The organism is Haloparvum alkalitolerans (genome assembly GCF_055381565.1).
Map to the genome: position 1 here is coordinate 1,780,532 of NZ_AP043938.1, position 25,805 is coordinate 1,806,336.

The 25,805-nt window shown below is 64.5% G+C and carries 23 protein-coding genes; 16 read left to right on the plus strand and 7 right to left on the minus strand.

Features of this window, described 5'->3' with window-relative positions:
* Nucleotides 1-5: 5 nt before the first annotated feature.
* The 3 genes from ACZ432_RS11225 to ACZ432_RS11235 all read left to right on the plus strand — a co-directional run bounded on the left by ACZ432_RS11225 (nt 6) and on the right by ACZ432_RS11235 (nt 2,475).
* Nucleotides 6-587 carry a TM2 domain-containing protein gene (locus ACZ432_RS11225; protein ID WP_058365537.1) on the plus strand — a complete coding sequence of 194 codons (582 nt, stop codon included), beginning with the start codon at nt 6-8 and terminating at the stop codon, nt 585-587.
* Between the two features lie 232 nt (nt 588-819).
* Nucleotides 820-1,224 (plus strand): IS200/IS605 family transposase, encoded by a 405-nt coding sequence (gene tnpA, locus ACZ432_RS11230; RefSeq protein WP_058365538.1) that lies wholly within the window; start codon nt 820-822, stop codon nt 1,222-1,224.
* 6 nt (nt 1,225-1,230) lie between these two features.
* Nucleotides 1,231-2,475 (plus strand): RNA-guided endonuclease InsQ/TnpB family protein, encoded by a 1,245-nt coding sequence (locus ACZ432_RS11235; RefSeq protein WP_058365539.1) that lies wholly within the window; start codon nt 1,231-1,233, stop codon nt 2,473-2,475.
* A 422-nt stretch (nt 2,476-2,897) separates the two neighbouring features.
* On the opposite strand, the gene ACZ432_RS11240 is transcribed toward ACZ432_RS11235, so the two are convergent.
* Nucleotides 2,898-3,728, minus strand: a complete 831-nt coding sequence (locus tag ACZ432_RS11240) for an amidohydrolase family protein (RefSeq protein WP_426962327.1) — start codon at nt 3,726-3,728, stop codon at nt 2,898-2,900.
* 197 nt (nt 3,729-3,925) lie between these two features.
* On the opposite strand from ACZ432_RS11240, the gene thsA reads away from it, so the two are divergent.
* Together thsA and ACZ432_RS11250 are read left to right on the plus strand one after the other, a co-directional pair.
* Nucleotides 3,926-5,479 (plus strand): thermosome subunit alpha, encoded by a 1,554-nt coding sequence (gene thsA, locus ACZ432_RS11245; protein WP_426962415.1) that lies wholly within the window; start codon nt 3,926-3,928, stop codon nt 5,477-5,479.
* Nucleotides 5,480-5,923: 444 nt separating this feature from the next.
* The gene (locus ACZ432_RS11250; protein ID WP_426962326.1) at nt 5,924-6,670 is read left to right on the plus strand and encodes an SDR family NAD(P)-dependent oxidoreductase; all 747 of its coding nucleotides are present in this window, start codon (nt 5,924-5,926) and stop codon (nt 6,668-6,670) included.
* A gap of 10 nt (nt 6,671-6,680) precedes the next feature.
* Here the strand turns inward: ACZ432_RS11250 and ACZ432_RS11255 are convergent, their stop codons facing one another.
* Together ACZ432_RS11255 and ACZ432_RS11260 are read right to left on the minus strand one after the other, a co-directional pair.
* The gene (locus ACZ432_RS11255) at nt 6,681-6,929 is read right to left on the minus strand and encodes a hypothetical protein (protein ID WP_426962325.1); all 249 of its coding nucleotides are present in this window, start codon (nt 6,927-6,929) and stop codon (nt 6,681-6,683) included.
* A gap of 120 nt (nt 6,930-7,049) precedes the next feature.
* Nucleotides 7,050-7,721, minus strand: coding sequence for a winged helix-turn-helix domain-containing protein (locus ACZ432_RS11260; RefSeq protein WP_426962324.1), 672 nt, complete (start codon nt 7,719-7,721; stop codon nt 7,050-7,052).
* Between the two features lie 105 nt (nt 7,722-7,826).
* Between ACZ432_RS11260 and ACZ432_RS11265 the strand changes: the two genes are divergently transcribed.
* Nucleotides 7,827-9,194, plus strand: a complete 1,368-nt coding sequence (locus tag ACZ432_RS11265) for a response regulator (protein ID WP_426962323.1) — start codon at nt 7,827-7,829, stop codon at nt 9,192-9,194.
* 18 nt (nt 9,195-9,212) lie between these two features.
* On the opposite strand, the gene ACZ432_RS11270 is transcribed toward ACZ432_RS11265, so the two are convergent.
* The 3 genes from ACZ432_RS11270 to ACZ432_RS11280 form a co-directional block, all read right to left on the minus strand.
* On the minus strand, nt 9,213-10,463 hold the full coding sequence (locus ACZ432_RS11270) for a hypothetical protein (RefSeq protein WP_426962322.1): 1,251 nt from the start codon (nt 10,461-10,463) through the stop codon (nt 9,213-9,215).
* A gap of 75 nt (nt 10,464-10,538) precedes the next feature.
* Nucleotides 10,539-11,807 carry an RNA-guided endonuclease InsQ/TnpB family protein gene (locus tag ACZ432_RS11275; protein ID WP_426962321.1) on the minus strand — a complete coding sequence of 423 codons (1,269 nt, stop codon included), beginning with the start codon at nt 11,805-11,807 and terminating at the stop codon, nt 10,539-10,541.
* 918 nt (nt 11,808-12,725) lie between these two features.
* Complete coding sequence (locus ACZ432_RS11280; protein ID WP_426962320.1) at nt 12,726-16,211, minus strand: type IV secretory system conjugative DNA transfer family protein; 3,486 nt, start codon at nt 16,209-16,211, stop codon at nt 12,726-12,728.
* Nucleotides 16,212-17,007: 796 nt separating this feature from the next.
* Here ACZ432_RS11280 and ACZ432_RS11285 point away from each other — a divergent pair.
* Nucleotides 17,008-18,288, plus strand: a complete 1,281-nt coding sequence (locus tag ACZ432_RS11285) for a PD-(D/E)XK nuclease family protein (RefSeq protein WP_426962319.1) — start codon at nt 17,008-17,010, stop codon at nt 18,286-18,288.
* 228 nt (nt 18,289-18,516) lie between these two features.
* Here ACZ432_RS11285 and ACZ432_RS11290 read toward each other — a convergent pair whose 3' ends face one another.
* A complete protein-coding gene (locus tag ACZ432_RS11290; RefSeq protein ID WP_426962318.1) occupies nt 18,517-19,326 on the minus strand; it encodes a transcriptional regulator TbsP domain-containing protein in 810 nt (269 codons plus the stop codon).
* Between the two features lie 87 nt (nt 19,327-19,413).
* Between ACZ432_RS11290 and ACZ432_RS11295 the strand changes: the two genes are divergently transcribed.
* From ACZ432_RS11295 to ACZ432_RS11335, 9 genes are all read left to right on the plus strand, one after another.
* Nucleotides 19,414-20,340, plus strand: coding sequence for a DUF955 domain-containing protein (locus ACZ432_RS11295; protein WP_426962317.1), 927 nt, complete (start codon nt 19,414-19,416; stop codon nt 20,338-20,340).
* A gap of 192 nt (nt 20,341-20,532) precedes the next feature.
* On the plus strand, nt 20,533-20,823 hold the full coding sequence (locus tag ACZ432_RS11300) for a hypothetical protein (RefSeq protein WP_426962316.1): 291 nt from the start codon (nt 20,533-20,535) through the stop codon (nt 20,821-20,823).
* A complete protein-coding gene (locus ACZ432_RS11305; RefSeq protein WP_426962315.1) occupies nt 20,823-21,158 on the plus strand; it encodes a DUF7558 family protein in 336 nt (111 codons plus the stop codon). The genes ACZ432_RS11300 and ACZ432_RS11305 overlap by 1 nt, the downstream gene beginning before the upstream one ends.
* 48 nt (nt 21,159-21,206) lie before the next feature.
* Nucleotides 21,207-21,782 (plus strand): DUF7437 domain-containing protein, encoded by a 576-nt coding sequence (locus tag ACZ432_RS11310; protein ID WP_426962314.1) that lies wholly within the window; start codon nt 21,207-21,209, stop codon nt 21,780-21,782.
* A gap of 69 nt (nt 21,783-21,851) precedes the next feature.
* Nucleotides 21,852-22,463, plus strand: a complete 612-nt coding sequence (locus ACZ432_RS11315) for a hypothetical protein (RefSeq protein ID WP_426962313.1) — start codon at nt 21,852-21,854, stop codon at nt 22,461-22,463.
* A 37-nt stretch (nt 22,464-22,500) separates the two neighbouring features.
* Complete coding sequence (locus ACZ432_RS11320; RefSeq protein WP_464378867.1) at nt 22,501-22,671, plus strand: hypothetical protein; 171 nt, start codon at nt 22,501-22,503, stop codon at nt 22,669-22,671.
* Entirely contained in the window at nt 22,668-22,895 is a 228-nt protein-coding gene (locus ACZ432_RS11325; RefSeq protein ID WP_426962312.1) for a hypothetical protein, read from the plus strand. Before ACZ432_RS11320 ends, ACZ432_RS11325 begins: the two co-directional genes overlap by 4 nt.
* 678 nt (nt 22,896-23,573) lie before the next feature.
* Nucleotides 23,574-24,422, plus strand: coding sequence for a DNA-binding protein (locus ACZ432_RS11330; protein WP_426962311.1), 849 nt, complete (start codon nt 23,574-23,576; stop codon nt 24,420-24,422).
* A 332-nt stretch (nt 24,423-24,754) separates the two neighbouring features.
* Nucleotides 24,755-25,486 (plus strand): homing endonuclease associated repeat-containing protein, encoded by a 732-nt coding sequence (locus ACZ432_RS11335; protein ID WP_426962310.1) that lies wholly within the window; start codon nt 24,755-24,757, stop codon nt 25,484-25,486.
* The last annotated feature ends 319 nt before the right edge of the window (nt 25,487-25,805 follow it).

Here is a 25,805-nt window from a genome sequence, read left to right on the forward strand (position 1 = left end):
CGCCAATGCGAGACCGATATCGGCCGTGGCTGGCGGCGCTGCTCGCGTTCCTGTTCCCCGGCCTCGGTCACGCGTTCCTCCGGAAGTGGGGCCGCGCCTTCCTGTGGATCGCGACCATCATCGTCGGCGGCGTCCTCCTCCAAGTGCTGTACGGCACCGTCCCCGCGGACCCGAACGTGGGGGTCGTCGAGTACTCCGAGTCGCTGCCCGCGGACGTGGTGCTCCCGATCCTCCTGTTGACCCTGCTGTCGGTGCTCGACGCCTTCCTCGTCGCCCGTCGCCAAAACGCGGAGAAGCGCAGTCGGCGGGCGGCCGCCGCGGTCGCGGAGGCCCGCGCCGGCGACGCACCGGAACGGGACGAAGAACGAACCGGGCGGAGCGAGCGGGGCAACGGCGCGGCCGCGAACCGCGCGGCGCGGCGCGGCGGCGAGTCGAGTTCGGTCCCGCTCGCGGACGCCGTCCCGAGCGGCGGCGAGACGGACGCCCCCGAGACCGTCCAGTGCCCGAACTGCGGCAAGGAGACCGACGCCGAGATCGACTTCTGTCACTGGTGTACCGAGCCGCTGCCGTGGGCCGACGAGGAGTAGCGCGAGGGGTCGGCGATCCTCTCAGTTGTGGATCCTGCTGAACGGGACGGCAGCGTTTAGCTGAAAGTAGGCGCTAAGCCCCCTTCCTCAGCGAGCGCCGACCGAATGGGAGGCGAGAGCAGGGAGGGGATACAGCGCCGAACAGTTCTCATACACGATTCAATGGCAGGCCCACAGGCCCACGCAATCGCAATGTTTTCACAGTAGGGTAGTATAGCATTGGCCGAACCCAATGGAGTACGACCTCGACTCGGGAGCGCACTCGACGTATTCCCTGCACTACCACCTGATACTCACCACGAAATATCGGCGCGGAGTGCTCACCGAGGAGCGAACCCAATTCATTCGCGAGGTCATCAGCGGGTTCACGGAAAACTACGGTGTCGAACTGACGAACCTCGACGGCGAGGACGACCACGTACACATCCTGTTCCGAGCGAAACCAACCACAGACCTCGTAAAGTTCATCAACACGGTCAAAGGCGCGACCGCTCGCCGTATCCGTAACGAGTACGCGGACGAACTGAAAACCGAACTGTGGGGCGACTCGTTCTGGAACGACTCGTACTGCCTCATCTCGACGGGGCAGGTGTCGCTGGATGTGCTGAAACAGTACGTCGAGAACCAACGCGAGTAGAGGGTCATGTACTACACCTACAAGTACCGTCTCATGCCGTCCGACGCCCATTGTGAGGAGTTGGACCGCCACCGAGACATTTGTAGGCAACTCTACAACCACACTCTCTACCGACTCAACGAGTACCAAGACGAACACGGCGAACTGCCGTCCATGACCACGCTACGGTCGGAACTCCCCGAGCTCAAGAAGTGGTGGGACGGCCTCTCCGACGTGTACTCGAAGGTTCTCCAAACCGTCGTTGAACGGTTGTTCGACAACCTCAAAGGACTCTCCGCGCTCAAAGAGAACGGCTACGGCGTCGGTCAGCTCAAGTGGAAGCCGCCACGGGAGTTCCGCAGTTTCACGTACAGCCAGTCTGGCTTCAAGCTCGACAAGAAGGGTGGTCAGACTGTGTTGTCACTCTCGAAACTCGCGGACATACCGATACGGCTCCACCGCTCCATCCCCGACGACGCGAAGCTCAAGCAAGTCACGGTCAAGAAGGAACCGACGGGCGAGTGGTTCGCCACCTTCGGCGTCCAAATGGACCGAGAACCGCCCGAACCGCCTGAGAACCCCGAGAAGTGCGTCGGGATCGACGTGGGAATTTTCAAGTACGCTCACGACACCGACGGCATGGCAGTCGGGTCCCTCGACCTGTCAGACGAACGTGAACGCTTGGAACGCGAGCAACGGAAGCTCTCGCGCAAACAGCACGGGTCGAACAACTACGAGAAGCAACGGCGGCGCGTTGCGGAGTGTCACGCCGACCTCCGACGGAAACGCCGCGACTTCCTCCATAAACTCTCAGCGTATTACGCACGGGAGTACGACCTCGTAGCAGTCGAAGACCTGAACGTGAAGGGGATGATGGAATCGCCGTCGAACAGCCGCAACACGGCGTCTGCTGCGTGGCGGACGTTCCTCTCGTTACTCGAATACAAGTGCGAGCGCGAGGGAACGCACTTCGCCGCGGTCAACCCGAGAGGGACGACCAAGGAGTGCGCGTCCTGCGGTGTCTCGACCGATAAGCCGTTGTGGGTCCGTGAACACTCCTGTCCGGCGTGTGGGTTTGAGGCGGACAGGGACGCGAACGCAGCGTGGAACATTCTTTCTCGCGCCCTAGAAGACGTAGGAGTGGGATGCTCCGAATCAACGCCTGTGGAGACTGCGCTCCCTGTGGACACCGACTCGGTGTCTGCAAAGCGCGTCGTGGAAGCAGGAAGCCCTACCCTCAAGGAGCGAACGGCGTCGGCCGTGAGCGAGTAGGGTAGTTCACAAGGTTCCAGTCGGCTGTCTCTCCGACGCGTTTTTTGTTTCTGTCGCAGATCCTGCTGATCGGGACAGCAACATCTCGAAAGCCCCAGCCGACTGCCCCTTTCAGTCCCACCCCGCACCGCGACCGCCCCGCAACCGCACGGCAGCCTCACGCCTCCCCAGCCTCGGCCGCGGGCCGGCCGCGAACCGCACAGCACCGCAGGCGGCCGGCCCGCGCCCTCCACCGAAAATCGGAGATTTTCGAGCAGCCAGCGTGCAGTAGCGCGCTGGCGACCTCGCGCGGTCGCGGCGACACAGGGTCGCCGCGGCGCGCGCCGACCGCACAGCACCGCACCACCCCGCACAGCACCGCGACCGCACACCACCCATCGCACACAACGGCACCGAAGGAACGAGACGGCGATGCGGAGGGTTCAGAAATCGGCGCCGGCCGCCAGCCCCGGGATCACTCGCGAGGGGTTCTTCGTGAAGACGCGCTGCATCAGGTCCTCGGAGACGTCCAGCGTCAGCACCTCCATCACGCCGACGTTCGGGTGGGCCTCGGGGACGCCGCTCCCGAACAGGATCCGGTCGGGGTGTTCGAGCACGCCCCGCTCGAGGACGTTGCGGTACCGGACGGCCCTGGTGTCGAGGTAGAGCCGGTCGTGGTCGTCGAGCAGGTCGAGCGCCTCGGTCATCAGTCCCTCATCGAGCGGGTAGCCACCGAAGCCGGCCAGCACCACCGGGAAGTCGTACGGGAGCAGGGTGCGTTCGACCATCGACGGGGTGAACCGCTCGCCGCCGTGGACCAGCACCGGCAGGTCCGCGTCCGCGAGCTGTTCGAGCACGTCTTCTCCCGGGACGCCGTCGGCAGCCGGGACGATCGTGAACCCGTGGAACCGGTCGTCGTAGGCGTACTGCTCCACGTCGTCCGGGCGCGTGTGGTGGTCGGCGCGCTCGGTGCGGAGGTTCCTGAGCCGCGCGATCGGGTTATCGCGCGGGTCGACGGGACCGTTGAGCCGCGCGAACGCGAGGAAGGGCCGGTCGACGCTGAGCCGAGCGACGGCGTTGTTCGCTCGGAGATAGCTCTCGCCCGGCGGGCGCTGGCCGGGAGAGACCGCCGCGCGCACCACGCCGGCCTGATGCATCTCGCGCTCCAGGCGTTCGGGCGAGATGTCGCGGCCGTGCGTCTCCACGGACTCCGCGTCGGGATCGAGACGCGCGTGCACGTCCACGATCCGGAACCCGTGTTCCAGCCCGAGCATGGTAGAACCTTTCGTCCGCTCCACATGTGCCTGTCGGTCGACCCGCGGCGCCGCGGGACGCGACCGCGGACGCCGGTCGGAGCGCTGACGGCTCGCGCCGAGTCGCCCCCGGCGTAGTCCGGTGTTTTCCTCCCAATCGCACCGAAACGGATATATAGAACTGCTAGCCTCTAGGGGCACTGAGTATGGCCGCACGCATGCAGCAACCGATGTACGTTCTGTCCGAGGACAGCAGTCGAACGCGCGGACGGGCCGCGCAGGACTCGAACATCCGCGCCGGGCGTGCGGTGGCGAGCGCGGTCCGAACCACGCTCGGTCCCCGCGGGATGGACAAGATGCTCGTCGACACCGCCGGCGAGGTGGTGATCACCAACGACGGCGCGACCATCCTCCGGGAGATGGACATCGAACACCCCGCCGCACAGATGCTCGTCGAGGTGAGCGAGACGCAGGAGGAGACGGTCGGCGACGGCACCACCACCGCCGCGGTGCTCGCCGGCGAACTGCTCGCCCGCGCCGAGGACCTGCTCGACGACGACGTTCACCCGAGCGTCGTCGTGGAAGGGTACCACGAGGCGGCACGGATCGCCGAGGAGGCCATCGACGAGTGCCTGCTCGATGCTGACCTCGACGACGACCTGCTCGCGCAGGTCGCGGAATCCTCGATGACCGGCAAGGGGACCGGCGACGTGACGGCCGCGGCGCTCGCCGACCTGGTCGTCGCGGCCGTCCGCCGCGTCGAGACCGACGACGGCGTCGACCGCGAGGACGTGCGCCTCCACGCGCGGGCCGGCGCCGCGTCCTCGGGCTCCGAACTGGTCGAGGGGATCCTCCTCGACGAGGAGCCGGCGACCGACGACATGCCCCGCGAAGTGACCGACGCGACGGTCGCCGTCCTCGACGCCGCGCTCGAGGTCCGCACCGGCGAGGTCGGCGCCGAGTACGCGATCAGCTCCGTCGACCAGCTCGACGCCGCGATCCGCGCCGAGGACGACGAACTGCGCGGCTACGCGCGGACGCTCGCCGACGCGGGCGTCGACGCGCTCGTCTGCTCGAAGCGGATCGACGACCGCGTCGCGGGCTACCTCGCCGACGCCGGCGTCCTCGCGTTCACGAACGTGAGCAGCGCCGACGCCGGCGCGGTCGCGTCGGTCACGGGCGCGAAGCGGCTCGGCACCCTCGCGGATCTCGACGCCGACGACCTCGGAACGGCCGCGTCCCTCACCGTCGAGCGCCACGGCGAGGACGACCTGACGTTCGTCCGCGGCGGCGATACGGACGGCCCCGTTACCCTGCTGCTCCGCGGCAGCACCGAACACGTCCTCGCCGAACTGGAGCGCGCCACGGAGGACGCCGTCGACGTGGTCGTCGCCGCCCTCACTGGCGGCGTCGTCCCCGGCGCGGGCGCGACGGAGATCGCGATCGCGGACCGCGTCCGGAGCGCGACCGCGGGCGTCGAGGGTCGCAAGCAGCTCGCCATCGAGGCGTTCGCGGACGCGGTCGACGCGCTCCCCCGAACGCTCGCCGAGAACGCGGGTCTCGACCCCATCGACGCGCTCGTCGACCTGCGCGCGGCCCACGAGTCGACCGGTCGCGCCGGGATCGTGAGCGACGGACGCTCCGGCGTCGTCGCCGACCCCGTCGAGTACGGGATCGTCGACCCCGCGGCCGTCAAGCGGGAGGCAGTCGCGTCCGCGACGGACGCGACCGGGCAGATCCTCCGCATCGACGACGTGATCGCCGCGGAGTAGGGCTCACCCGGAGTCGCTCGGTGGCAGGTCTATCGGCCTCCTGGCACCGCAACAGCTCGGGACGACCCATCCGGGCTCGCGGACGGCCACGACCGCGGGATCCTCGTCGCAGTCGGGGTTATACCGACACATGGGTCTGGAGGGACCAGACGGCGCCCCCGCGGCTCCCGATGGCGGTCGGTGGGCAACACTCAATATCGCGGTGTGTGTTCGTTTGCATGGCTTCCGGGGAACGCCCTCGCGGGCGTGGAAGCCACGTCTCGGGTGGTAGGGCACCCGGGACGTTTCCGTACGCCCCGCGCCGACGCGGCTTCCGTCACGAACTGGCGGCGTAATCGCATTTAATTCTACCGAGGGAAGCGAGGATACAGCGCCGCATCAGTGCGCAGCGACGACCGCCCGTCGTTTCGCACACGTTTTGCGTTCCCGGCACCGACGGCGACCATGACCGACCTCTCTGCCGAGACCGTGATCGTCACCGGGGCCAGCCGCGGCCTCGGTGCCTCGATGGCCCGCCGACTGACTCGCGAGGGTGCGAACGTAGTGCTGTCCGCCCGCGACGAGGCGGCGCTCGACGACGTCGCCGCCGACGTCGCGGACGCCCCAGGCGAGACGCTCGTCGCGCCCGCGGACGTGACCGACGAGGCGGCCGTCGAGGCGCTCGTCGACGCGACCGTCGACGCGTTCGGAGCACCCACCGGCCTCGTCAACAACGCCGGCGTCGGCATGCTGAGCCTCCACGACGAACTGCGGGACACCGTGACCGTCGACGCCGACGACTGGCGACTGATCCTCGAGGTGAACCTCACCGGGGCGTTCCTCTGTGCCAAGCACGCGGTCCCGCACATGGTGGCGGCGGGCCGCGGTAACGTGATCAACGTCTCCTCGGGACTCGGCCGCCGCGCGGCCGCGGGCTGGGGCCCCTACGTCGCCTCCAAGTGGGGCCTGGAGGGCTTCTCGCGAACGCTGGCCGACGAGGTGGAAGCGGACGGCGTCAACGTGAACTGTCTGGACCCCGGCGGCCGCGCCGCGACCGGCTTCTGGGACCACCTGCCGGAGGCGGAACGCGACGGCGTGCTCCCGCCGGACGTGATGGACGACGCCATCACGCTGCTGCTCGCACAGGGCCCGGACGGCGTGACCCGCGAGTCCTTGCCCGCCGAGGAGTGGGAAGAGCGGCTCGACGCCTGAGGCGTCGGGCTCAGTCCCGCCGACGGAACGAGGCGACCGTCCCGATGGTGTCGTTGGCGTCGACCGTCTCCGTGGTGACGGTGAAGCCGAGCAGCGCGTCCGCGTCCAGCGCCTCCTCGATGATCGCGCGGAGCGCGTCCGGGTCCGCCCCCGCGGGCAGCACCGCGACGCGCACCCGGTCGCGGTTCTCGCTGGCGGTCACGAGGTCGTAGTCGGTGTGCTCGAAGGCGTCGGTCAGCTTCTCGGAGCGGTCGCTCATGTCTGGCCGTGTGGGCTCCGTGGTAAAAGGCGTCGCGGCCGCGGTCCGGCGACGGACGCCGATCTTGGACGGTGCGGACGGCGACGACGACGCAGCACGGACCGGACGCCGAAGTGGAGATCAGGGCGGACGATCGTCGAACATCGACGCCACCGTCTCGGCGAAATCCGGCGTGTCCAACCCCCCGTCGCCGGCCACCGAAACGAACACGCCCGCCGCCTCGCCGGTCGGGACTCTGAGAACGGAGAACTCCTCGAAGTGGGTCACCTCCGACTGACAGCTGTCCGTCGGAATCGTCACCTCGCTCAGCGAGTGGTCGAAGAGGAACGTCCGCAGCATCTCCTCGAACGCCTCCGTCGAGTAGTCCGATAGTACCGCTTCGTCCGCGAACAGGAACCGCACCGAGTCGCCCTCGCAGCACCCGACCGAGCGGAGCTCGTCGCCGAACGCGTCTCGGGCGCGATCCACGAGCCGCCGCTGGCGGTCCGTCGACGGCTCGCTCACGGACCACTCCACTTTGCGGAGCCGGTCCCGGATCTCCGTCCAGACGCCCTCGCCGTCGTCGGTCAGACCGTAGTACCGGCCGACGCTGCGCCCCTCGGACACCCGGAGTTCAACCACGTCTTCCTCGCGGAGTTCGGACAGCGCTCGGGAGATGTGTGGTCGCGGCTCGTCGACCGCCTCCGCCAGCTGCGTCGGCGTCGCTCGGTCCGTGTCTCCGAGCTCCCGCAGCACGCCGCGGCGATACTTCGAGTTCAGCACGTACGCCGCCGTGTCCGATTCCTGTCCCATTCGTCCGTCCGCCACCCTACCGGACGGAGACTCTTGTACCTGACAGGACGTACCAAGAACGTACCAGTTTATTTTTCCGCGGTCGGGTCCGTACTCGAGGCCAGAATGAGTCAGATCGAGACTGACGAGTCCACCGTCGTGCTGCACGTGGACGACGACCCGCAGTTTTCGGGGCTAGTTCGGACGTACCTGAACAAGCTCGACGAGAGCTTCACCGTGATCACGGAACACGATCCTGCGGAGGCGCTCGACCGGACCCGCGAGGCGACCGTCGACTGCGTCGTGAGCGACTACGATATGCCGGGGATGGACGGATTGGAGTTCCTCGAAGCGGTCCGCGGGGAGTACCCGAACCTCCCGTTCGTGCTCTTCACTGGCAAGGGGAGCGAGGAGATCGCCTCGAAGGCGATCAACGCGGGCGCGAGCTCCTACCTCCAGAAGGGCGGCACGGAGGCGTACGAGCTGCTCGCGAACCGGATCGACACGCTGGTCGGACGGCGCCGATCGGAACATCAGGCCGAGATAGCAAAGGATCGACTACTGACGCTGTACGAGCAGACGGGCGGCTTCTACACGGTCGACGAGGACTGGACGATCACCTACTGGAACGAGGAGATGGAGCGGCGAACCGGCTGTCCGGCGCCGCGAGCGACAGGCGAAGCGCTGTGGGACGTGTTCCCCGAGGCGGAGGGGACGGAGCTGCACTCTCACCTGCGGGGAGCGATGGCGGCCGACGAGGCGGTCGAGTTCGAGACGGAGTTCGAGCCCCGGGGAATGTGGCTCGAAGTGAGCGTCCAGCCCGTCGATGAAGGGCTGTTCATCCACTCGCGCGACGTGACCGACGACAAGGACCGACAACAGGAGATCCAGTACCGCAACGAGCTGTTGGAGTCGTTCGCGAGCACCGTCTCCCACGACCTCAGGAACCCGCTTAGTGTGGCGGAAGGGCGACTCCAGCTGGCGAAGGAGACGGGCGATTTCGAGCACCTCGAAGCCGTCGCCCAGGCGCACAACCGGATGCGCAACCTCATCGACGAGCTCCTCCACGTCGCTCGCGGCGACGAGCTGGACCTCTCGTCGGTCTCGCTCGCGACGGCCGCTCCCGAGGCGTGGGAGACCGTCTCGTCCGAGGGTGCCGAGCTCACGGTCGAGGGTGACGCCGACTTCGAGGCGTACGACAGCCAGCTCAGGCGGCTCTTCGAGAACCTGTTCTGGAACGCGATCGACCACGGCGACGCCGACGAGATCCGCGTCGGTCCCCTCGGCGACGGCTTCTACGTCGAGGACGACGGCACCGGCATCCCGCCCGCGGACCGCGAGGCCGTGTTCGAATCCGGCTTTTCGACCCAGGAGGACAGCCCCGGCTACGGCCTCTCCATCGTCCAAGGAATCGCGGAGATACACGACTGGGAGATCGCCGTGACCGAGGGCGCGGATGGCGGTGCGCGGTTCGAGGCCACGAACGTGGCGTAACGAACGGAACCACCAGAGTCAGCCAACCTGGCTCACACCGACCCACTGAAACTTCCCATCCATCCCCGCCATGACCGCAGAGTAGTCGGCGACCGTGAGCCTGTAGCACGGTGATGTATCCGTCGTCGATGAAACGTGCGCGGTCGACGAGAAGCCATCGCGGCTGGTTCCGAGATACAGCTGCCAGTTCCCGTTACGAACCGTATACCGTGGCTTGTACTCCACGTACGCGAACAATCGTAGGATGTCCGCAGCGAGCTGGTCGCTTGCCGTATAGTAGACGCCCCAGTCGTTCCCGTCGCCCGCAAAGAGCGTATCCAACAGGAGTTCCTGTTGCTCACGCGGGAGCGTGAACACGAACTCCGGAAGCCGTTTCTCGTGACTCGATCCGCCACAGAGCCGAGTCAGCACGCGAGCAAACAGCTTTGAGCTGAAGCTGAACCCGTTTTCACTGACACACACATCGATCTCCATTCGGTCGAAGAGCTCCGCGATTCGCTCACGGTGGGAAGCCGTCTTCTGTGCGATGCCGATCTCCGACGTGTCTCGGTTGGACGAGTGGGTGATGGACCCTTCAGTGATGAACCAGCCGAGGAATTCGAGAAAGTCGTCGCCGTCGAACGTGATCGGCCGCCGCCAGTGGTTCGGCCCGGCGTGAATCGTCACCTCCGCGGCCGTGTCCTCGATCGAAGAGCGATACGTCTCGAAGGTGTCCGGATCGAAGTAGTACCCGACATCACCCCCGTATCGGCTCGGCTCACACCCGTCGGGGAGGCGGGCTCGGAACGTGTGCCCGTGACAGTTCGGTGTGACTCCGACCTCGTACTCCTTTGCCAACTCGGTCATGTCGACTTGTTCAAGCCGGGGGTAGGCTCGCGTTTGCCAGTCGTTGACGAACTTGTACTCCTGTCGCGTTGCGAGCTCACCGGCAGGGTGCGTCCGGATCCGGCTGATCGACTTCGTCTGGTACGGAATGCGGTGGTCCTGTAAGAGCTTCAAGTGGCCGCGCCGCGTCCGGATCTCGACGAGTGAATCGGTGGGTGTGACCGGCTCGACAGCAAGCACCCGTTTCGGCTGCATCACGCTCGTTGCCAAGTTGAGTGCATACACGCGGTCCTCCGGAGTGAGACGGCCGACGCGTCGCGGGCCGGTGGTCGTCAGGATCTCCGTTTCGGCCGCGAAGCCGCCGGCCGCAAGATCCGCAACTGCAGGGCTCTGTCCGGTTTCAATGGGCTGGTTCAACTCTGGCAGTCTGCTACGCTCGGTCATGCGGGGCATTCGCTTCGTTCCCGCAGTTGACATCCTCCCCGCCCTGAAGAGCGAGGATTCCCGAGCATTGGGATATTACGGTTCGCAACCTGCCTGTTCTCTCGGGTGGAACGACCCGGAGGTTTGGTTGAACAGGTAGGCTACTGGCCGTGCCAAACGACCGTTACTCATATCCCCAGTTGGGGGATTCTGAGTTATCTTTCTGCGAATGTTCACCGCGCCGTTCACGTCCGCGTTCATCGTCGCACCGCACAACTCACAAACGTACAGACCACGCTCCACGCGATTCGAATCCCGCTTCCGACCACAGCACGAACACGTCTTCGACGTGTCTCGCTCGCTTGTGCGGTCAACGAGGATGCCGTGCTCTTCGGCCTTGTATTCGAGTAACGTGGTGAAGCGGTCGAACTCCCAGCCGTGGAGTTTCTTGTTCCCACATCGACCCCAGTTCCGCGAGCTACCGTTCTCGTCTTCACGAATCTCGCGTAAGTCACCGATGGCGATGTGACCAACTTCGTGGTCGATGCACTGCTCTACGACGTGTTTGGCGAGCGCGTGTAGGAAGTGGTCTTTCCGACGCGAGAGTTTCTGTCGGGCGCGAAGCGCACGGCGTGACGGGCCGTTCTCGCCTTCAGTGTCGTACTCGTCACGAGTGAAGTAGTGCTTGTCCTCTTTTAGCACGTTCCCCGGATACAACTCTGCGTCACCGTCGTCGTAGGCTATGGCGAGATAGTTTTTGATGCCGAGATCAATGCCCGCCGTATTGTCGCCCGGTGCGTCTTCGACGGGGATCTCCTTCTTGCAGACGAGGTGGAGTTCCCAACGGTCGCCGTTCCACACGGCCTGAACCTGCTGGATGTTCTCCACGGTCACGTCTGGTCGCGTCTCGTACTCACAGAGGATGAAGTCCGAGCGATGGTTTTTCAGGTTGAAGCCCTTGCTCAGACGAAGTCGGGTGTGCTTGGAGTCGTGCTTGATGCCGTTCTGCTTCCACGTCACGGTGGAGCGCGGGTGCTCGTCGCCGTGTTTGCGGTAGCCGGGTGGGTTGGCGTTCTCGTCTCCTCGTTGGCGTGCTTTGTACCAACTGGTGAACGACTCAGCAAGCTCTTCGAGAACTCGCTGACTTGACTGAGAATGGAGGTCACTGTATCGTTCGTGTTCCTTGAGTTCGGATTTGAGTTCGCCGTCGTCGGGGATCTCCCCGTCTTCATCCCATCGGCCTTGCGTGTAGTATCGGGCGACGTTCCACAGTTTCGACGCGGAGAACCCGCACTGATCGAGGTCGTCATTTACTTGTGAGTGATTGACGATTTTCGCTCGATAGGTGCGGGTCGTCTCCAGCATCGGCCTACGTCTATAACCTATTATGGAAAATTGCATATTAAAAATAACGGCTGGGTATGGAATATCCAGCAATGCCATCGAGCGCGGTCCGTGGAAGCGTTTTCGGCTGTATCCCCGCCCTGAAGCGGGGCTTTAGCCTTGTAACTTCGATAACCCTGCGTGCGTGCTCACGATTCATACCCGGGTGGATGGTTCTGGGGTACCAAATCGGGCGTCTCAACCCCCTCTCGTTTCGGGTCCAGGCGTTCATAATCGGGTTTGGTCTCCGGGAGGTCTCTGTCTCACAAAGCGCAACGGGGAGTATGACCGGTGGTGGCGCAGGGTTCGGGACGGGGACCTACGCGGATCGGGGGCAGCTGACTGCGGTCGCGGTCCGCGGTCGGGGAGATGAGGAGGCGACCGCGAACAGGGGAGAGGGGCCGTTCGCGGCCGCGGACAGCCACGATCGCTGTCGCGATCGCGGTCGGCTCGCGGCCGGGCCGCGGCCGTCTCACCACCCACGAACGAGTCGGTGTGACGGGCCGACCGCGGTCCGGGTAGACCAGCCGAATCTTCATAATCGGCTTTCGTCGGGCGATTTTTCGATCTGTCGGTCGCAACTCCCTGCGACATCCTCGACCAGCGAGTCGTCTCGCACGCTCCACTCCCACGAAGCCGACGCGAACAGCCCGCATCGCGGCCGGTTTGTGACCACCCCCACAGCCGGCCGCGGCCGCATGCACAGCACCCCTGGCGTCTTCATACTCACCCTCGATCGGAGCGTCACCCAGTCCTCCCGGGCAAAAACCCCGAGTATGAACACGCCCGTTTCCACGCTGGGAGACCCCTCCCCGTCGCGTGCTCCGGTTCACGACCTGGAAGCGAGGGATGAACCTGCTCCGGCCGACAGGCGACCAGTCCGTGTCTCTGCCCGCCCGCTCAGTCCGCGGGTTCTTCATCATCCACCCGGTCGCGGAGCCACGTCACCGGGAACATCGCGGTGAGCCCCGGCGTGTCGATCCGGAACTGCTGCGGGGGCGTCGTCGACGCGTACGTCTTCTCGACGCGTGGATCCTCATCCAGCGGGTCGTTCAGCGCGGTCAGCACCTCGTGGCCATCGCTCTGGCTCATCACCACCCAGATCGCCTCCGCGGGGTCACAGCTCGCGAGTTTGTCGAAGTCCTCGGGGACCGCCCGACGCAGGTCGTGATTGACGCGCTCCACCTCGACCACGACCTCGAACTCCCCATGCTCGTCCACCCCGGCAACGTCCAAGCGTCGGTTCCCGTCGAGGTCGTAGTAGGGGATCACCTCGGCCACGTCGCTCTCGGGGTCCTCGACATAGTCCGCCTCGAGGTAGCGTCGCGCCACCTCGACGGCAAAGACGTGCTGGCTCGTCTCCTCGAGGTCGCCCTGGCCATGGCCGTAGTCGACGCCCTCGCGATAGTGTTCGCCGATCGCCTTGCGGCCGTCAGGCGTGACGGTGTACAGCCGGTGGGGGTGGTCCGTATCCCGCGTCAACACGCCCGCCTCACAGAGGTCGTCGACGGCTGCGCTCTCGATGCCGACGTACTCCTGTAACCGGATCATCGAGTCGTGCAGCAGGTCGTACGCGGGCGGCTCGTACCGCAGCTGCTGGGCGTTGTACACCGCCTGCAGGAACAGGAGCTGCGTCGTCGAGAACTCGCTATCGCGACACTCCGCGGGCGTCAGCTTCAGGTTGAGGTCGCAGATGGGGATGTCCGCGGGGTCGACCGCGTCCAGATCGCCACAGCAGTTCGTCGCCCGGCGAACGCCCTCGATCGACGGGTCGTACCGCGCATCACACTCCCGACAGCGACAGGCGTGGATCTCGGCATCATACTCGACGGTGGGCGGAAGCCGGGTGGTGTGCGGGAGCGCGGAGTCGACACGGACCGTTTCGGGATCCGGTGCGTCCGACGCCTCCTCCTGGTCCTCCGCGTCGACCGTTGACGGCGACGCCAGCTGCAGCCCACATTCCGCGAGGACGCGGTCGCGCAGCCGGTCGCGAGCCGCCTCGAAGGTGGCGTGGCCGTCGGGCGCGAGCGGGCGTGACTCGGTCGGGTCCGTGGGTGGCGGCGACGGTGAGCCGACGAGGAACGGCCGTGGCGGCGTCTCGCCGAAGCCGGCCGGGAGCGAGACGACCCACTCGCCGCGCTGGAGCGCGCGGAGCCGCGTGGCGACGCGGTCGGCATCCATCTCGTCGGTCGCCAGTCGCTCCGCGAGCCCCCTGTCCGACGGCACCGGCCCGGTGATGATCGACCCGACGTTGTTTAGCACCTCCTCGTACGCGCCCTCGTCGCGACTCCGCAGCTGTGCCGGATACTGCATCGCAAGCGTCACCGAACAGCCGAACCCGCGCGCTTGCGCCAGCAGCTCGCTGAGCACGTCCGAGACGGCGATGCTGGCGGCCTCCTCCAAGTAGAGATTGACGAGTGGCTGGTCCCCCTCTTCGCGGGCGGCGCGCCGTTTGAGCGCGGTCCAGAGGTTCGACAGCAGCACGACCGCGAGCGTGCGCTGCGCCTCGCTGCGGAGGCGGCCGGTGTCGATCACGATCACCACGTCCTCGTTGAGGTAGTCGGCCAGGTCGAACTGTGGGTCGTCCTCCGCGGGCACGTGGTTGAACACGCGGGCGAGTCGGCGGTCGACGGGCACCTTTTCGAGCCGGTTGGCGACCCCCTGCATCAGCTCGTCGAAGGTTCGTTTGCGGTTGGCGACGACGCCCGCGAGCATCCGCTCGAGGTCCGGATCCGACACTGCGGGTGCGGACTGGCGTTCGTGCATCCGTCGCGCCGCTCCATGGAGCGCGCGATGCGAGAACGCGTCCTCCCCGTGGACGGGGTCGAACAGCGCCTTTACCAGATAGCGGATGATGTCCGGCGACCGGACCGCCTGCTCGAACCGATCCCGTCCCATGATCTGGGTAAGCACCTCGAGGTAGTGGTCGACGATGTCCTCGACGGCCGTCTCCCGAGCGACGCCGTCCGCGACCGCCTCCCGGATATCGAAAAAGGAGAACGCCGGGAGCACGTCCGCGCAGTCGAAGTAGATCACGTTCTCGAGCGTACCGTACTCGGCGTAGTGAGCGCGGAGATAGTCGGTCGCCATGCCGTCACCCTTGGGGTCGACGAGGATGTCCGCGCCGTCGGTCACCGCGTGATTCTGCAGGATGGCGTTCGTTAGCGCCGTCGACTTTCCCGCTCCCGTGGCTCCGAACCAGGCGACGTGGAGCGGCTGGAGTGACGGCGGAATGGCGATGGTGTCGTCGTCACGCGCCCCGTCCTGGTCGAGCGGGTGGCCGACTGTGAGGCCCGGTGCGCGATAGCGCTGCAGGCGTGCGTCGGGTGGGCGCTGGATCGTCGTCCGCTCGCCGGGCGTCGTGTCGATCCCGCGGTCGCCCGCGGCCGTGAGCGCGGTGCCGTCGAGCAGGCAGAACGACGGCGCTTCGGCGGCGTCCGCGATAATCGCCCGGCTGCGGTTGGCCGTCCACGGGAGCTTCCCGCGCCAGTCGTCGTACGTCGGCGGGTGGACCGTTCGGTTCTCGATCGCCTCGCGGACGGCGCGGGCGTCGTGCCCGGTTTTTCGGCGTCCGCGGACGCTGTACCAGGTGTGGCTCACGGGTTCGAACGCGCTCTCCAGGTCCGCGATCGCGGCGTCCGCGTCGGAGCCAACGGCGACGACGCGCGCGTTCACGACGAACGAGCGCCGAGCATCTTTCGCGGCGAGTTCGTCGTAGCGCTCGCCGGGTTCGATCTCCTCGTCCGTGGGCCCGATCCAGTCGTCGACAAATCGCTGCGCAGGCGTGTCGCGGCCGCGTTCGAGTCGGTGACGACGGTCGGCTGCGGCCGCACTCCAGTCACGATAGGGACGGCAGACGGCCTGATACGCCATCGGCGTCGTCGCCGTCGCGAGTCGCTCGGCGATCGCCGCGAGCGGGAGTCGCGTCTCTCGATCCTCCGTGAACTCGGAGAGGGGGGTGAGCTGCGTCTGCCAGTCCTCGCGCCGCTCGACGTCGCCGTAGTACTCGACGGCCGCATGTGGGAGCGTCGCGTCGTTGGGCTCGTCGTTCCCTGTCGGGTCCGCGGTCCCCGTCGGAAGGACGTCAGCAGGGTCGGTCTCGGCTTCCTCGACCGTGTAGTCGTTCGGCAGGAGGGTTCGGAGCACGCGCTCGACCGCATCTCGCTTCTCGGGTGGGTCGATACTCACGTACGCGGAGAGGCCATCGTCGCTTGCACCCGAGGTTGTGAGGGTGAACGCGACGACGGAATGGGCGTGCGCACCGAACAGTCGGTCCCGTAGGCCGCTCGTGTCAGCGGTGAGTAGTCGCTGGAGACGCCGAAACTGTGCTACGACCGTGTCCGGATCGAGTGCGGTCGTCGTCGGCTGGAGCTGGAGGGTACCCATGTTCGCAGTCGCTTCGTGGTCCGGCATGTCTACGTGCGGGATACATTTCTCTGAATGGTCCTAAATTCAACGCCCGAGTCGGGTGGACGACCCTTCACTGAACGGTCGCCTCGGGGGGATTGTGGGTCCTCCAGCGGGTGGAGGACAAATTCGTGCGATTCATCGGATGGCTACTCGCCGATGTCCAGCAGCAACAGTCCCAGACAACCGCGTGGGGATCCTGTATCCATGCGGCCCCGGACCGAACGGTGTCGGTCGATACTGGCGACCGGATCGAAGCCTGCGAGCGCTGTGGGCGGATCCTCTCGCGGACGCCCGTGGACGAGACGTAGTCCCAACCGTGGACGCGGTCATCGGGTCCAGCTGGCCGGAATCACTCAAGCCGATCGGGCGGTCGTGCGTCGAGCGGTTCACCACGGTGGCGCTGTCGAGGTGCGCTTCACTAGGCCTCATACACGGTCGTTCGAAACCGAGTGAACGGCACTACTCGTGCCCGATGACCGCCCGCGAGCGATCATTCAGACGCACGGTCGTTGCAAGGCTGTCACCACGCGCGCCCGGGGCCAACTCTACAGAAGGTGTATGCAAGATGCAGAGTCCTTATTTTGCAGCACTAGCCCGCAAGAAGGTACTCGATAAAACTGGTCAATACAGGATACTCACTTACCGATGGAGACTATATTTTTTCGACGCCCGGAAAGAACTGCGTGCTGAATATAGAGACTAAATACAGGCTCATGGACTGTTTTACAGACCACCGCCAAAGAACTATTATTTTCCACTATTTGTACCGACTATGGAAGCCAGTGAGCTAACTGAAGGCGAAATTGATGAGATATTGAGTCTCTATCGTCAGGCAACTACCGAGCGAACAACTACGTTCGACATCATCGATAGAGCTGGGGATGAAAGGACACACACGAAATTCCTGAAATGGATCTGTGATCCTGAAGGAAGCCACGGCTTGGATGCGACCTTTCTGAATCATTGCTTGGACGTGGCCGGTGGGACTCAGTACGCAATTGAAGGGGTAGATGGAGACACGGTTAATTCAATCAGTACGTTCAGCCGGAAGCCGGACGAGACGGAGTTGGATATTCTAATTGAGACAGATACGCGTATGCTTGCTTTTGAAATAAAGACCCAGTCTTCTCTCAGACACAAACAAATAGACGCTCAGACACGCTTTCTTCAGAAGCAGGTTGAGAAGAACGCCGTTAATTCGTGGGACTATATATTACTCACGCAGGAACATCAAAATACGAAAAACTCCTATCCTCATCTGTACTGGAGCGATATCCATAGCTGCCTGACAGATATCGTGGGTCAAGTCGAGTCAGAGATCGATGCACTCCGTATCCGTGATTGGATGCACGCAATCAACAAAGATCTCCTTGACCAGCGGGATTTTGGCCCAGAATCCATACTGACGCTCCAATATGGAGAGAAGCTGAACCATTTGGGGATCCCGTACGACTCAGAAGCGCATATCGATGACCGCATTCAGTTGTTCAAACGACTGCGCGAGTGGCTACGAGAACAGTATGAATTGTCTTCCGGATCGTCCAATGAGTGGACATCACGAACACTTCAGTCGCGGTTTGAGAGGGGGTCGGATATTTATCGTATTGGCAAGCATCGATGGGAAGATGCAAGGATTCGATTCGAAGTGTTGGCGCGTGATAAACGGCTGAAACAGGGAACAGATCATGACTCGCACGGCTATCGATCAACGGACTCTCTGATCGAAGTTACTCTTCGTTACATAATAGACGAGCAAGATACCGAGTCATCTCAGGAAAATCCCACACCCGGTAGTCAGCAACGAAAAAAACTCCATGAAAAGCTCAAACAGGATGGGCACTGGGAGTCTCTACAGGCTGCTGGTTTTCATCGAACACGGACGCTGTTGCCAGAGGACCAGCCTCTGAGTCGATACCACATGTATTCACGAGAAATCCCGGTGTGTGAACAGGATGGAAAAGGCGTCTTTGCTGACATACGGGACGCAGTTGCGGCGCTGATGGATACGCGAGCGTCAATCGACGAATTCGTGGAGATGGAGGAGACGCAGTAGGTGTATCTAGCTGGGGATAACGAACCGCTATCCCGGACAGCCACACTGGTGATCTGTGCAGTAACTGGTTGATATGCAGTTTTCATCGATCCGCTGTTTCAGGTGAGAATATATATGATGAATGATACTCCAACAGAGCCCAACAGGGCCATTCGATATCGCTATACAGTACTGAACGCACTCATGTTGGAATGTCGCAGGTGCTGAGGATGCCCCGAGCAGGGCCGATCAGTCGAGCGCGTCGACCGTGCGCTCGACGAGCGTCGGCATGTCGGCATTCGCAACTGCTTCACCGCGGTGCAACCGCTGACGTGGCCGGCCAACATCCCGCTGGACCTTCGAAGTGGTCACCAAATCGGCATCCTCGAGGTCCTGTTTGATCCGGCTGAGACTGGCCTTGCTGCGGACACCCTGATACTCCGCCCAGCGGCCGACGTCGTAGTGGAGCTCCTCCCCGTGGGCACCAGCAAGGATCACCACCGCACCGACCGTGAGCGGGCTTCCCTGCTCCCGGTTCGCTTCGACGCCCGTCGCGAACGCCTCTGCGACCGTCTCATCGCATTCCGTGGCGAACGTCTCTAGCAGCCGTTCGCGGCCCGCAAACGGCAGCACGTAGTCGGTGGTGTCGAGGTCCTCCCAGTACGTCGTGTGGACCTCGTTCGCGAGCGTTTCGTCCGCGGTCGTCGTACTCGCCACGCGGTCCCCGAGTGGGATCGGATTGTCGACGCGTGTGTCGGTCGCGAACACGGAGGTCGGAAGCTCCGTGGTCGTCTCGTGGAACGAGAGGTGCCCGGCGTCGACCAGATCCCCCGCGAGCCACGCGGTGCCGAACTCCCGCTTGAGCTCGTGGAGAACGGATTTCGGAGCCACAACACGGAGGTCCGGCCCGGTGTCGACGCCGGCATCGTGCGTGGTGGTGATGACGTCCCTGAGCGTGGGATACTGCCGGCAAACCGCGAGGAGTGGGTCACCCTCCGGGGCGGCCGACAGCGTCTCCTCGAACGTGTGCGTGGCGTGTGGTGTGCCTCCGTCAGCCATGCAGTCGGCTTTTCACAGCGTCCCTTTTTCAGTACCGATCGCTCGGGGGGATTGTCGCGCTCCGCGATGGGTGCGGAGCGAGACAGTATGGCTGCCGAACCCGCACGGGACGAGCGCGTCGCCTTCGACGACGCCGACTCCCGTTCCGACCGGATGCACAGCACGATCAGTGACTGGGTCGACGAGTTGGTGACGGCCGTCGACGACGCCCGTGCCAGCGACCGGTTCCAAGCGTGGCTCGACGTTCACCAACGCTTCCACGAGTACTCCCACCGCAACACCCTCCTCATCGCGTTGCAGTGTCCGGAGGCGTCGAAGGTCGCCGGCTATCGGACCTGGCAGGAGGAGTTCGACAGACACGTCCAAGAGGGGGAATCGGCGATCTGGATCTGGGCCCCGCTCATCTCGTCGCAATGTCCTGCGTGCGGGAACTCCCCATCCTACCACGACGACGCCGATTGTGCGTACGACGACACGCCGCCTGAGGAGTGGGACGAAGGTGTTGTCGGCTTCAAACCTGTTCCCGTGTTCGACGTCTCCCAGACGGCGGGCGAACCGCTTCCGGAGCTGGAGACGACCGCGAGCGGCGAGGCGTCAGCCCTGTTCCCTGCCCTGCTGAACGCGGCCGTCGACCTCGGCATCGAGGTCCGTGTCCGCGACCCGGACGACTGGTCACACGGAGACGCGAACGGCGTGTGTGCGTACCCCGCTGAGGGACCACTGGTCACTCTCAAGGAGGCTGAGCCGGCCGCGATGGCGGGCGTGCTCGTTCACGAGCTCGCACACGCCCTGTTGCACGGGGACCACGATGCACCCGAACGAGCAAAGCGAGAAGTGGAAGCCGAGGCGGTCGCGTACGTGGTGGGACGCCACTTCGGCCTCGACATGAGCGGCTCCGCGTTCTACCTCGTGGCGTGGATCGGTGATGAAACGGAAGTGATCGAGGAGCGCCTCGAACGGATCAGCCGGACGAGCGAGCGGGTGATCGAGGCGGTCGCTGAGAGCCGGTCCTGAGTCGGTGGTCAGGACCGGTTTGTCCCGCTCTGTGGCTCCGGTACCATGACCACCAAACCGTGTTGCTCCACAACGACAGATCCAACAACAAGAGCTGAGAACGAAACCCTTCGACATTCGCGAGGAGGTGTACGGAGTTTGTCCGCGCCGGAAGGCGTGCAGCGCGCGATAGCGTGCGCGGCGTGACTCATAATGGCGATGCCCGATCTCCACGACGACACGAGTGCTGATTACGAACAGTTCGAGAAAGAACAGCTTGCTCAGGACCGCGACGCCTCCCGGGTTGACACGGCGGACGTCGACGACGCGACTGCGCAGAACCTGATCAACGACCTCGTCGACGCGGACATCGTCACTCCGGTTCCCGAGGACCAAGTTCTGGTTCACGAGCCGAGCGGTACCGCGTTCGACTCATCGACGCAGCTGGCTGTCTTCCACCGTGGCTGGACGGTCGGTCGCGACGCCGACGCGGAGGGCGAGTGATGCAGCAGACCCTCGTTGGCTGTGCGTTCTGCGATGCCCCACCCGGTACCGAGACTGGCGAGACACACACCTGGGGACAGGACGAACAGGTCACCCACCCGATCTGCGTCGACTGCGCGATTCAGACGGAGCCGGATCCCGACGATCGCGATCACGTCGCCTGTGATGACTGTGGACTGGTCGTCGACACGCTCGCGGCGCTCACCCGGTTCCGAGTCGAACTGGGGCATCTGGAAGGCCCGTTGCAGCTGTGCCCTCGCTGCAGTCCGGGCGGGCTCGCGACGTACTGGACGCGTGATCTCGAGGAGCATCTCGTCGCGATGCCGGGGGAGTGACCCAAACACTCTTTACTGATTCGCTGTAATCTGCAATCAATAACGCCCGTGTCACGCACCTCAAACCGCGCCGACGGTGACATCGTCCAAGACTTCCTCTCGGTCGCTGACCTCCTCGAGGAGCCACAGCTGGCCAAACTGTACGCGTATCTCGCCCGGGAGGAGGCGACCGTCCGGGACGTGATGGACGACCTCGATCTCGCCCAGGGAACGGCCTACAGCTACGTCAACCGGCTCGTCGACGCTGGCGTCGTCGACGTCACCGACGACGAGCAGCCACGCCGGTACGCCGCCCGGGAGATCGACCTGACCGTGACGACGACCGCGGGCGACCGCGAGTACACGATCACGCCGGCGCTGATCGACGCCGTTGGGCGGCGCAAGACGGACGTCGACATCGACACGTACATGGACCGCCACGGCGTCGCCGGCCTCGCGACCGCGCTCACCTACGCGGTCGCCCGCGAACGCGGTGAGGTGACCCACCGACTGATGGCTGAGGAGCTGGACATCTCGCCGCTAGCTGCGGAGCTGATTCTGCAGGCGCTCCGGCCCGTCGTCCACGAGCACTACGAGATCAGTGAGGATGTACGTCATGATACCGAAGAAGGAGTTAACGTATGAGCATCGAAATGGACGTCCCGACACAAATGACGCAGTGGTCAGTTTATCGGCGTTCCATGGAGAGAACTGATGGAGCTCAGTGACGACACGCTCACGGTTTCACGGGAGCTTTCAGAGCTCGACAAAGATGTACTCGAATTCACGCAGATCCTCGACGCCTGCGATGTCAACTACGTCATCGTTAGTGGGTACGTCGCCATCCTCACTGGGCGCTCTCGATCGACAGAGGACATCGACATCATTCTGGAATCCCTGTCCGAAACGGAGACTGAGCAGTTAGTTACCGAACTCAAAAATCAGGGGTACTGGGGGATAGCGATGCCGCTTGATGAGATGTATTCGATGCTAAGTGAGGGGAGCCGCATCCGGATTGCCGAAGAAGGGGAGATGTACCCGAACTTCGAAACATGGTTTGTTTCAAACGACGTTGAGCGTGAAGCCCTCTCCAATCCCCTTACGGTGACATTCGATGAGGGGCAGATCGAGATCAGTCCGCTTGAACTCCAAATCGCGTACAAACTCCGACTTGCACAAGCTGCAGACAGCCTCAGCGGGAAGGACTTCGAGGATGCACTCCACCTGTACTTGACCTTCGAGGAACGATTTAACACGGAGCAGTTCGAAACGTACGTCAACGAGCTTGGGGTTGAGGACTACTATGCTGAACTCACAGGAATTTGAGGACGATCACCGCCGAAACACGGAACAACGGCGAGCGATGATCAAACAATGGGCTGAGTACGTTCGGACGCACGACGACAGGGAGTGGTCACGCCAACAGAATCGGCTTATTGACTCGCAGCTCCAGTCGGCAAACGACATGGCTGCCGCTGGCGATACGGATCCAGTTCGGTTTGCAGCCGCTCGCGATCGGCTGCGCGACCGATGAGCGGCGGAGACCCGCTTCCGAAGGCGATCGCAACTACGTACTACAATGCTGGTCTCACCGTTGACCAGCTCACAGTCCTCGTTGGTGCTAAGTCCGCCAAGCGACTACGACTTCTCAAAGCTGACTTCGAGGACGAGCCACTCGATCTCGCTGCCCCTAACGACGTCGACATCTACGAGGGGGACGTGACGACAGTCGACACCGGGACCGACGACGATTGCTGAGCGGTAGACGACTGCGAACGGTCGTCGCTGACACCAGCGCCCTCGTCAGCCGCGCAGTGCCCGTGCGGATGCAGCCGTCGGACCCGACTTCCGGAGCCGTTCCAGTACCTGCTCACCTCCTGTGACGTAGTCGTCTCTCCGGAAGTGGTCGCAGAACTCCGCGATATCACGCAGTATCAGGATATCCACGCCGCAGCCGCGAATAATCAGCACGAGGTAGTATTTCTGGTACGAAGCGCACCGACACACGCCTGATTTTGATGAGTGTGTGACGGCCCGCCCCGCGCGCCGCGTGCCGCCCTCCGCGTCGCTCGCGACCGACCATTCCGGGCTGCCTGCCTGCAGTAGCGGGCGGGCTGCCGGGCTAAAGTGGATGTGCCCTCGGCGCCAGCGCTTCACCCGTTCGGGTCCTGCGGACCTCGGCAGAGCCGACCGCGACGGACGTAGTTGCGTCGCGGCGAACGGGGAATGCGCTGGCCGCTCGCTCCGGGCGGGTCGGCGCGCGGTGCTGGTTGGGACTCTCCTCTGAGGCGCGCGCCGCTCGCGCCCCAACAGGGGGCGCGAGGCGAAGGCGCGAGCGGCGCGCGCAGTAGGTTCCGTCGGTGAGTTGGAGAAAATCCCGCGTAAGGGCGCGGGCGGTACCGCGTCGGGAGCGCCTTCAGGAGTCAGTGAACTCCAATGAGTAGTAAACGCGTTATCGGTCAAGAAGTTTCGGTCGATGAACAGGGTTTGGAAGCAGCGGAGGCGGACGACGATGCGGAGCCGTTGCGGCCGACGGTGGACATGCAGGTGCGCGCGAAGGTGGACGCGAACCATCCGGATGCGGGCTTTCACGGACTGACGCTGGAAGCGGAGGAGAAGGCGCTGGCACGCGAGCTCGAGAAGGAGCGCACGCGCGAGCGGTGGGACCGGCGGCAGTCGTCGGACCGGGAAGCCCGGGCACGGCGCCAAGCGGCGACTGGCAGTCAGGCGCGGCAAGAAGAGTTCGCGGAACGGCGCGCGAGCGTGGACGCGTGGGCCGGGCCGGAGCAGCCGGATTCCCGGGAGACGCTGAGCCGGGACGAGCTGGCGGCCGTGAACGAGCAGGCGCGGACGATCGCGGACGTGAAAGGCGGCTGGACGGCGGCGGCCGTGAGCCGACGACTGGCGCGGCGGGTCGCGGACGGTACGGACCTGCCGACGGCCGTGATGCGGACGAGTGAGGAACTCGAGCGTGATCCCGGGCGGCTCACCCCGATCGACGCGGTCGCGGACGTCGGTCGCGGCGAGGTGTCCATCGAAGGGCGCGTCGTGGAGTTGTGGGAGCCGACCAGTGCGGCCATTCAACAAGTCGGACTCCTGGAGGACGAGACGGGGCGCATCAAGGTCACCAGCTGGGTCAAAAGCGACCAACCTCGCATCGAGGAAGGCGAGCGCGTGCGGCTGTACGACGCAGCGACGAGCTGGTACGAGGGCCGCGTCTCGGTGGCGCTGACGGGCCGGTCGCGGGTCACCTTCCCTGACCGTGACGACTGGTTGACCCCGTAGGCCATCGCGGCCCCCTTTTTTTGCCGTGTGGATCCGCAGGCGGTTGATCGGCATCGGTGCAGGCCCGGAAGCCGGCGAGGATGCACCATCCAGCCCACGCCCACCGCCCCACCCTCCGCTCCGTGCTCGCTCCGTTCGTCGCTGCGCGCGCAGCCACGACCGATCGGGGTGGATGTCTGCTTCCCGTGAGTGAACTATGGCCCCCTGCGTCACAGGAGATACCCTCTGAATCGCCGTGATGCTCTCGCGATAACTCTGTTAGTGTCCCTCGGGCGGCCCCCACACGGGCGCGGACCAAACACTCATTGGTCGGCTTGGCGAACGGCAGGCCAATGCGTTATAGCGACGCCGAACTCCTCGATGATGTCCGTGAAGTCGGCGACGATCTTGGGCGCGCGCCCACACTGCAGGAGTATCGCGACCATGGGAGTCACTCGGCGACGACCCTGTACGACCGCTTCGGGTCGTGGCGGGCGACGCTCGCGGAAGCAGGGTTCGAGCCGCGCGAGCCGACCACGAGCGTCTCGAAGGAGGAACTCCTTGCCGACCTAACGAGAGTCGCGGAGGAACTCGGCCACGCGCCGACCGCGAGCGAGATGAACGACGAGGGCGAGTACTGGGTGTCGACCTATCGCCGGGCGTTCGGGACGTGGACGGCCTCGCTTGAGGCCGCAGGACTCGAGTCGGCCGCGAGCGGCTCGCGAGGACGCCCCGCGACGGACGACGAACTGCTTGCAGAGCTCGAGCGCGTGGCGGACGAGCACGGTGCCCCACCGAGTTTTCAGGCGATGGAGGATTACGGCCAGTACGGGACGCGGACGTACGTGCGACGATTCGGGTCCTGGAACGAGGCGGTTGAGGCGGCGGGATTCGAGCCCGCCGAGCAGGACTCCAAGCTCTCTGAGGAGACCCTCATCGCCGATCTGCATCGGCTGGCCGACGAACTCGGGGAGCAACCCGTCTCGACCGATGTCGTTGAGTACGGCGAGCATTCCCTGGCGACGTACCAGCGCCACTTCGGATCGTGGTCCACGGCTGTCGACGTTGCGTTCGACGAGGATTAGTCGGTGATCCGTTTCGGAGGGAGCGCCATCTGGTCGATGGGGACGGCCGCAGCTCAGCGTGCGACGGACGACGGCAGGCGAAAAAGCCCCTACCAAGGTTCTGATGGCCTGCCGCCGTTGGGCCCGTTAATCGTTTGTTCCCTCGCGGTTGTAGGTGTTGCGGTCGATTTGCTGACCCCAGTCTGGTGAGGGCTCAATACTCAAAAACTCACCCTAAGGTACCGATCGCGAAACGGGCGTTTCCGAGCGTCTGACGGCTGTGTGGGGCGTTCACAAGGGGCGAAGAATTTGCACAAAGCACTTATAGGGATAGCTGTAT